The organism is Nocardioides sp. Z43_10, from assembly GCF_059766615.1.
The window spans coordinates 20,070-28,756 of sequence record NZ_JCBAJY010000016.1 but is presented as its reverse complement, the minus strand read 5'-3'; the positions used below and the strand labels follow the sequence as shown (position 1 = coordinate 28,756).

The 8,687-nt window shown below is 63.1% G+C and carries 8 protein-coding genes; 4 read left to right on the top strand and 4 right to left on the bottom strand.

Annotation, left to right across the window (positions count from 1 at the left end):
- Nucleotides 1-145 precede the first annotated feature (145 nt).
- Together AC6EI4_RS19520 and AC6EI4_RS19515 are read left to right on the top strand one after the other, a co-directional pair.
- Entirely contained in the window at nucleotides 146-718 is a 573-nt protein-coding gene (locus AC6EI4_RS19520; protein ID WP_498452498.1) for an SHOCT domain-containing protein, read from the top strand.
- A 290-nt stretch (nucleotides 719-1,008) separates the two neighbouring features.
- On the top strand, nucleotides 1,009-1,761 hold the full coding sequence (locus tag AC6EI4_RS19515; RefSeq protein ID WP_498452497.1) for a hypothetical protein: 753 nt from the start codon (nucleotides 1,009-1,011) through the stop codon (nucleotides 1,759-1,761).
- Between the two features lie 153 nt (nucleotides 1,762-1,914).
- On the opposite strand, the gene AC6EI4_RS19510 is transcribed toward AC6EI4_RS19515, so the two are convergent.
- The 4 genes from AC6EI4_RS19510 to AC6EI4_RS19495 form a co-directional block, all read right to left on the bottom strand.
- The gene (locus AC6EI4_RS19510; RefSeq protein ID WP_498452496.1) at nucleotides 1,915-2,352 is read right to left on the bottom strand and encodes an HIT family protein; all 438 of its coding nucleotides are present in this window, start codon (nucleotides 2,350-2,352) and stop codon (nucleotides 1,915-1,917) included.
- On the bottom strand, nucleotides 2,349-3,203 hold the full coding sequence (locus AC6EI4_RS19505; protein WP_498452495.1) for a macro domain-containing protein: 855 nt from the start codon (nucleotides 3,201-3,203) through the stop codon (nucleotides 2,349-2,351). Before AC6EI4_RS19505 ends, AC6EI4_RS19510 begins: the two co-directional genes overlap by 4 nt.
- A 3-nt stretch (nucleotides 3,204-3,206) precedes the next feature.
- A complete protein-coding gene (locus tag AC6EI4_RS19500; RefSeq protein WP_498452494.1) occupies nucleotides 3,207-3,710 on the bottom strand; it encodes a TIR domain-containing protein in 504 nt (167 codons plus the stop codon).
- A 294-nt stretch (nucleotides 3,711-4,004) separates the two neighbouring features.
- Nucleotides 4,005-4,313, bottom strand: coding sequence for a tyrosine-type recombinase/integrase (locus AC6EI4_RS19495; protein ID WP_498452493.1), 309 nt, complete (start codon nucleotides 4,311-4,313; stop codon nucleotides 4,005-4,007).
- Nucleotides 4,314-4,663: 350 nt separating this feature from the next.
- Here AC6EI4_RS19495 and AC6EI4_RS19490 point away from each other — a divergent pair, with 350 nt between their 5' ends.
- Together AC6EI4_RS19490 and AC6EI4_RS19485 are read left to right on the top strand one after the other, a co-directional pair.
- Nucleotides 4,664-7,984, top strand: coding sequence for a hypothetical protein (locus tag AC6EI4_RS19490; RefSeq protein WP_498452492.1), 3,321 nt, complete (start codon nucleotides 4,664-4,666; stop codon nucleotides 7,982-7,984).
- A gap of 152 nt (nucleotides 7,985-8,136) precedes the next feature.
- Nucleotides 8,137-8,676, top strand: a complete 540-nt coding sequence (locus AC6EI4_RS19485; protein WP_498452491.1) for a nucleotidyltransferase domain-containing protein — start codon at nucleotides 8,137-8,139, stop codon at nucleotides 8,674-8,676.
- Nucleotides 8,677-8,687: the final 11 nt, after the last annotated feature.

Sequence of the window (8,687 nt, the reverse complement as noted above, 5' to 3'; positions counted from 1 at the left end):
TCGACACTTCGGATCAGCCACTTCCCGGACCCGCGGACAAGACGCTACGCCGGACCGGTTGACAACAGAAGGGAGCCACTTTGACGCTATGGCCTGAAAGTCAGACCCGTCCTGCGTTCGCTGAGCGTCGGCTCGGCGGGACTCGATGGGTCGGGCCGCGCTCAGCTGTGCAAGTGAACGCCGTACGGGATGGCCGAATCCGGGTTACGTCGTTTGGCAAGCTACGTTTTCAAGGAGTGCTGATGGCGGGTCCGGTTTCCCATGGTCTTGGATTCGGCAACGGAAGTTTGATCGAGCATCCCGACGGATCGGTCGAGTACCGACAGACGGGCAAGTTGCTCCCTGCTTTCCGAGTTCGGATCGACGACGTCGTGGGCTTCTCGGACGAAAGGTGACGCGGGACGATAAGAAGCGGCTCAACGCGTCCAGCCTCCAGCAGGTGCTCACTGTCCAGGGGTCATGCACGACACTCGCTGAGGTGGCCATCAATCACGGGACGGCCGATAGGATCGAGGGCTGGTTTCGAGGGCACCCTCGATTCGGGCAACGTCAGGCCTCGGATCCGCAGAGCCTTTTCGCTCCGGCGCCGGCACCGATGCCAAGCGCATCTCATAGTTCACTCATTGCAGACGAACTGATTAAATTGGTGCAACTTCGCGACGCCGGCGTTCTTACGAGCGACGAGTTTGATGCTCAGAAGGCCAAACTTCTCGGCTAAGGTCGACGCCCGTCGCAACTCAACGAGTGCTGCGAATCTCCGCATATCTGAACTTTCGCCCGTCAGATCCCTGCGCACGGCACACCAAGCCAACGGGCGGCGGAGTGTGCTATCCCGAGATCGCCGGGGGTGGCGATTGAATGAACCCGCCGCCTCGGGTTCCACGCACCGCGTGCGATCGCACGAAGCTGCCGTCACGGACACCATCCATGTCGGTCGGAGTCGCACCCCGCTTCGCCCGTGCGAATGGAAATTCGGAGTTTGAGGTTCGGGGACTTACGGTGACGGCCGTGCGCAAACTCCTCAGAGACCATCTGCCACTTGTTCTTTCCACCCTCGCGGCAACCACGGTTGTCGCGAAGATGTGGACGGTGTCGCACGGAGGGCTAAGTGGGATTGCCGCATTGGTGTCCTCTGGAGGGCTGACCTCCCTGTTGGGCGCACTCTTGGCCGGTCTTCCGGCCATCGGCACCGCCTGCATGCTTGCCGCCGGAGTTTTCATGCCCGAGGCGATACGTGAGGGCGATGACCTGCGTGGGCCCATCTTGGGCACGCTCGCTGCACTTTCCATCGGCTTCGTACTTGCGCCGGCGTTCTGGTTCTTTCTCGGCCTTGGACTGTTCGTCGTCACGACGGGTGGGTCCTTCTTAGTTGTCGGCGCCCGCCGCCAGTGGATGCAGAGATCGACCGGGAAACTCCCGTTCATGCTTCGCGAATCAGAGCACAAGCAGCGCGTACCTACGGTCGCAACGCTGGCGCTGATCGCGATGCTCGGCTGGATCGCCGTTGCCACTTCAGACCGGCCCTGGCTTCCTCCGGAAGATGTGACCACCACCGAGTACGGGACAATCACGGGGTACGTCCTCGACGACTCTTCCGGGCTGCTGCTGTTGAAGGAATCTGACCGCGCCGTCCTCCGCATCCCGGAGGATGAGGTCTCCAAGCGGACGGTCTGCAGTACCGACTCTCGCTCCGCGCAGTCACTCATGAGCAAGATCTTCTGGCCCGAGGACATTGCATATCCGACGTGCTCGGAAGCGTAGGCTCGCTGGAAGGTAAGCAGGCGGACGTCGAATGGTCTCGTCTCACAAGCATTGACGTTCGAGCCGGCAGGCGGCGAGAGGACTCATCCATTTCGATGGTGAGTCCGCCGGCTACTGGCAACGCCAGCTGTGTTATAGGCGCGAGGAACGGGACTAAAGTCGCAGCGCTGGGCGGAGACTCGCTGCGATCTTTTCGGTTTCCTCGATGCTCAGTTCGTGCACCTCGTCCCACTCGGTTCCACCACCAGGGACCGTTCCTGCCACATGTACGTGGAAGTGCGGAATGGCCTGATGGGATTCGACGCCGTTGTTCTGCCACACGCTGATGCCAGGTCGTTGCTCGACTTCGTCGATGGCGCGTGCAGCTCCGCGGACAAGCCGCATCACGGCCTCAGACTCAGCGTCGTTGATGTCGAGAACCGTCGGGGCGTGCCGCGTCGTGATGACCAGCAGATGTGAAAGTCCGCGCTGCTCGCGGGTCACCAGGATTGCTGCCAGCTCTCCGCGGTGAAGGATCGTGAAGGGGCGAGCACCGCTCAGGTAGTCACAGAAAGCGCAGGGATAGGCGTCTGGCACATTCAAGTGGCTCATGACGACTTCTTCAGCGACGTCAGGAATTCTTGGATTTCGAGCATGTCGATCCGCTTCTCGTCCTGAGGCCGAATCACGATCCGCAGCTCCTCGCATACGCGGTCCTTTCGCGAGGCGAACATGAAGGAAAGGATCAGAAATCGGATCGCGTCCTGGATCGGCAGCACGGTCGACATGCCGGACTGCCCTAGGCCGATGATCGGCGCGGAGACAGCATCACCGTTGGACCGGATGCGTACCTCATCCCACAGTCGCTCCATCGCTTCCCACAGGACCCCCATCGAGGATGACGCTTTGTTGTGCTCGTCCAGGCTGGTGTAGGCGACGCAGAAGTAGTGCTTGCGCTGGTGGTTGATGGTCGCGACGGTGCCGAGCGCATAGCGTTTGGTGTTCCCCGGCTTTGTGACCGTGTCCACCACCTGCTTGTTCGCAAGCGCACTCTGTAAGTCTTGCCGAAGGCTGCTCACGTCTTGCTGGTAAACCTCCGCGAGGAACTGCCCCTGAACGCTCGTGGTGGCGATGATGTGCGGCGTCTCGATGTCGAAGGTGTCCGCCATGCCGATGACGAGATTAGTGTCCTGTTTGAAGAGGTCGCCGGTGACGAGCCGGACCTTGGTGTCGGGCGTGGAATAGTGCTGCTCGACCGGGTAGGGCCACGATCTCCAACCGGCGTAAGCAAGAGCTGCCGCTGGGAGTAGAAGGATCTCGGGCAGGTCTAGCTTCCCGAGCGTGTCAGGAGAGAAGAGATCGAAGAGGCTCAGAACTACCGACAACACACCCAGCGCGGCGAGTCCATGCGTCGCCAGTCCACGCCAGAAGCGCTTGTTGCGCAGGTCGCGAGTAATGGTCACGCATCACAGCCTGTCGTAGATGTCCTGTTTGTAGTAATGAGGCCCCGTCTTGTCGCTGCCTGCGTACTGCGGCGCGTAGTTGTCGAGCGCGAATTTGATGATCGCGGGGCTAAACGAGACGGACAGAGTGTAGTAGGCAGCATCCAGCAGAGGTGACGGGATCAGCGATTGCTCGATCTTCTTGCTGCCGCCGCTGTTCGCGACAACGACCGGGAGGTCGTACTCCATCATCACGTCGACCTCATGGGCGAGGAATGACTTACCGTCACCGCCCTTCTTCTTGGCCTCGGGCGTGCCGATGATGATGATCTGCTTGGCGTTGCTCATGCGCTGCCGGAGGTTGCGCCTAATCGTCTCGGGCTTGCTCGTGTCCCGCGAAATGAAGAGGTCGTGAGCGTCGTAGAAGTCGAAGTCGATCTTGTCGTTATCGCGCCACGCCTCCATGAGGCGGTACAGATGGATGTTCTCGCTGGCAAAGGCCACGTAGGTCTTGTTGCGGTAGCCCATGTCGGCTCCCCTCAGTTGACTGGCTCGGAGTCTAGGGGTAGGTACCGACAGGTCCGGTCCCTCTTTCGCGAGTAGATGGTGTGGAGAACGCAGCGTCACGTGATCGGTAGCGCCGTCTTTAACGCACCCGCTACGACCAGCATGGCGTCGAGGGCGCAGCAGATGGTCGCGTAAACCAACCGGCGCTAGGGCAAGGACCGCAACGAGTCCCAAAAGCTCCAAGCGGCTCGCGCCGCCCTAAGCGCTGCATTCTGCGCGTTCGCGTCCGCTCTGGCGGCAATCGCGTCCGCTCGTCTAGACGCCGGCGACGTAGGCGGTGAGGAAGTGGACGCCGTGGCGATCGTGGATCCCGCGGGCGCGGTCGTAGTGCTCGGTCGTGCGGGGGTCGGCGTGTCGGGCGAGGATCTGGGCGTCGCGCAGCGGGACGCCAGCGTCCAATTCGTTAGTGAGCGCTGCGTGACGAAGCGAGTGTGGCTGGTGTGACGAGGGATGCCTGATGCTCTGGCGATGCGGGCGACCATTCGGTAGGTGTCTCGACGGTCGATGGGGTTGCCCGACGTGGGGCGCAGGATGAGACGGCCCTCGGTGCGGCAGCGGCGGCAAACTTCAAGGACGCGCAGCACGGGACGGTGACCGGCATGGTGGCGGGCTTGTCCCCCTTCCCCACGAGGTGGAGCGCTCAGCGTCCTCGTAGTGTTTCGCTGCAGTCCTCGATCCGGACTGCAGCCACCTCAGATGAACGCAGTGCGTTGACGCCAAGGAGGAACGCTAGCGCTCCGTGGGGGACCGTGAGCATCTGGGCGACTTGGAGGAAGCGGATGAGCTCGAGGCGGTCCAGTCCTTGAGTGTTCGGACACACCAGTGCCCTTCGGATCAGGGTGCGTGCTTCGCTGGCAGCATGACGAGGCGTGTTCCCAACGAACAACAGCTCACTCCTTGAGAGACTGTCACTTGTGACAGACGAAGCGGATGCGGACGCCGGAGAGAGTGGCGTAGATGAGATCGTTCATGCGTCGGACGACCCGGAAGGCCAGCCGCCGACCTTTGCGCACAGTCTCGCCGACAATCTTCCCTACAACATCTTGCCGTGGCCGAACGTCGAGAAACTGCTCAAACAGGTCGCGGCCCGAGCACTCGGATGGGACCAGGTCCGCATCTACGGCAGCCCGGGGCAGACCCAGTTCGGCATCGACATCATCGGAATCCAGCCCGATGGCTCCTACGGCGTGATCCAATCCAAGCACTACAAGTCCTTCGACGAGAGTGACCTTGAGGCCGCGATCGCCAAGTTCGACCCCGAGAAGTTGCCCATCAAAGGCATCTCACGCCTTATCGTTGCCACCGCCGTCGCAACCAACCGCCGCCAGATCCTAGACACGTTGGACGAGTTGCGGCCCCCCACCCCCGTGACCCTCGAGTTCTGGGACGCCAGCAACCTCAACGATTCCCTTTCCCGGCACGCTGACATCGTCGCCAAGTTCTTCGGGATGGAAGCAGCGCGGCAGTTCTGCGGCTACGCGCCACAACTTGTGGAACCACCGGATCCCGACCGCGCTGCGGTCGCAACCGACGTCGCACGAGGCCCGGAGAACTTGCCGGAGGTGGCCGCTGCGCTGGCGCGCGCTCAAGGGCCCGACGTCGATCCGGTAGAGGCCGCTGCCGCCTACGCTGAGGCCCAGCAGGTACTGCGCGACGCCAAGTTCGCCGCACACGCCCGAGTGTGGGATGCCGCTCGCATCGAATCGCTCCTCTCAGCCGGTCGGCGGCGTGAAGCAGCCATCGCTCTCGCTAATGCGTTCTGGGATGCCCTCAGCGTCGCCGAACTAGACGCCGCCGACGCACGCGCACGCCAGGTCCAAGACGTTCGCGCCACCCCGCAAGCTGCGCCAGTGAATAGCACAACGCCGCAGAACGACGACCTGGACGACACCGAAAAGCATCAGGTCGTCGCGAGCCCCGACGGCACCGCGCGAAAGACCGAGACGTCGGCGGCCACGTCCAGCGACGAGCCCGACCCGGACGCCGCCTTCATCAAGCAGCTCACCAACGTCGTAAGCATCGCGCATGCAGTGATTCGTTCTCCCGCCGGCGACATCGAATCGATCTGCGGCGGCCTTGACCTTCGCGCTCTTCTCAACGGCTTCGAAACCGATACCGTCATGCGTGAGCACGTGGCTCGACTCGCAGTACTGGTCGCGCAAGCGTCACTGAACAACCCTATGGACTCTTGGGCACAGCGCCACGTCGACCAGCTGCGGGTCACGCACTCGGTCCTCTCACCCGACAGCAACGATCCGCTGTCACGGCGGATGCAGGTCGCGCTTGCTATTGAGATCGCGGACGCGACGCAGGACTGGGCAGAACTCCTGCGACAGGTACGAATGCGGCTCTTGGACCGTGAGGAGTGCGCCACAGTTCAGGCTCGTTACGCACTCGCCAACGCCCTGCGAGGCCAGTACGCCGACGCCGACCTGGCGTGGCTGGAGGCGATCGAGCAGGCCTGTTTGGAAGGTCATTACTCCGACGCCGCCGAATGGGTCTTCGCGCGCAGGAATACCCTGCTCGCCGTACACCCATGGCCCGCGCAGAACCCCAACAACCATTACCGAACCGCTCACGCACTCCAACACCTCGGAGGCGGGCCGCGCCAAGCGACAATCCGTCGGACCGCTGAACGTGCCGCCGACCGCGCACTGGAAGGCAAACCCCGGGCGGCCGCACTCAGTGCACGCGACTATGCGCGTCGCGCCTACGCGTCTGGAACTTGGCGCCAATACAGCCACGCCAGCGGCCTGATGGCGCGCGCCTACACGAACTCCGGCTACCACTTCGAAGCCGTTGCGCGCCTCATCGTGGCTGGCGACACCGACAAGGCCGTACGAGCAGCCGAAGCCGCAGGCGACACATGGCTGGATGTCACCCCACAGATGCCCTCAAGGTCACCTCGCACCCGTGCGGTGTGCTTCCGAGTGCTTGCCGCACAAGGCGACCTGATCCCCGATGAGATTCTCACGCGCATCGAGGATGAGGCTCTTGACGCTGTCCGAGCGGTGCTGGGGCCGTCACCTACCGCCTCAGGAATCGACAGCACCTTCCTCGCAGCACTGCGTGTGCTTGGCGGCGTCGCCTCCCGGCTCAGCGCCCCGACGGCCGCGGAACTCGTCGACCTGTTGGCGCCGTCCGTCGAACGCCAGCCTGGGAACTACCATCACAGCGACGAATGGCACGTGCAAACGATGGTGGGTATCGCTGAATCCCATCCGAAGCTGCGGAATGCGGCTCTCACCCAGCTCGTTGCTCTCGGGATCAGCGACTCTGGTGCCAGCACGTACGTGAACCGTTACGCGCTCCACGTGCTGACCGATCACATCGCTACGGTCGACCCCATCCTCAAACCTCTAGTCGAGCAAGGAGACCGAGGGGCAGCACGTTTGCGGGCACGCGTTGCGCCCAAAGAACCTGGCACGTTCCTTGCAGAGGCTGTCGAAGAGGCGCGGCAACGTCTTCTGACTCCGCCCGTCCACACTCCGGGCGTCTACCTGTACGGGACTGGGCTTGATGACGACGCACTCGCGGTTCAGCACCTCCTGCCTGCGGAGCGGCTCGACCTCGTCGACGCCCTTCTCCGGCATGCCGAGTCTGAAGCGCGCGAATCTCGGGACGCCACCAGCTACCTAGTGGCCGCCGTAGAACTGGTTGACGACCTCGGCCCTCAACCTGAACTTTTCAACCGCGCCCTGACCTTGGCGACTCAGAACGCGCCGGCCGTCGACGCACCCCTTCCGAGCGATCCGCTGGGAATCTTCCAGATGACCGGCTACGAGACCGATCATCGGCCCGCCGCAACGCTCTTGGCTGCTCGACTCGCCTCCGACGTCAGTCATCAGCACCAGGTCCAGCAGGCGTCCTTGAACTTGCTGCTGTGGAGCGGTGAGAACGCTCGAATGCTCGCCTGCGCTTTGTCTGCAGCCTTCGGCGCTGACATCAAGGTCATCGTTCCGATGCTCGCCGCACAACCGGAGCGCACCTACCGGTCCTTGGCGGCCGAAGGTTGGGCGCACGACGCCACCCGAGAGCTGTACGTCGGCGCGCGCCTCGCGAAGGACGCTGATCCGATGGTCCGACGGATGCTGGCGCGCCACCTTGCGCTCAAGAGCCAGGAAGGACCTCTGGGTGAGGCAGGGGAATACGTCAGCGTCGTCCTTGAAGCAGACCCGCGCTATTCAATCCGAGCACTTATAAGCCCACCCGCTCCAGTCGGCTCCGGCATGTGATCTGCAGATCTGTATCGAGGTCTGCGACTGGCAGGCATTGCGTCATAGTGGGAGCCGAATCGAGTCACTCGACGTCCCTCTGCCCTCCGCACCATGTGATTGTCAACCCAGTCATGTGACTGCCTCACCGATCATGAACAAGTCTGGGAGGCATGCACTTCAATCAGCCCTTTGGGGGCGTGATGCCGGGGGCTCGTGGCGCGGTACTCGCCGTTCTGCTGCGCACTGGCGAGCCGCTGACCGGGCGGCAGGTTCATGGCATGGTGAGAGACGAGCACAGTCTGTGGTCGGTTCAGGAGGCGCTGAAGGCACTTGCCGGGCTCGGCTTGGTTGCGTCTCGAACGGTGGGTGGGGCCGGCATTCATGAGCTCAACGAGGCGCACGCGTCGATTGCGCCGTTGCGGGCGCTGCTGGATCCGATGGCAGCGCTGCGTGCGGCGGTTTCTGAGGTGGTTGACGCAGACGTGGACGCGGTGCTGCTGTTCGGGTCCGTCGCTCGTGGGGAGGCGACGGAGACGAGCCATGTCGACCTCGCGGTGATCACCGCAGGCGGGTGGAACGGGCGCGTCGAGCTCGAGGACGTGGTGCATGCCCGGGTGGGCAATGAGTGCGACGTGCTCGTGTTCACCTCGGCCGAGTTCGCGGAGAGGGCGCAAGAGGCCGAGCCAGTGGGTAGCCGATATCGTCCGTGACGGCTCGCTTT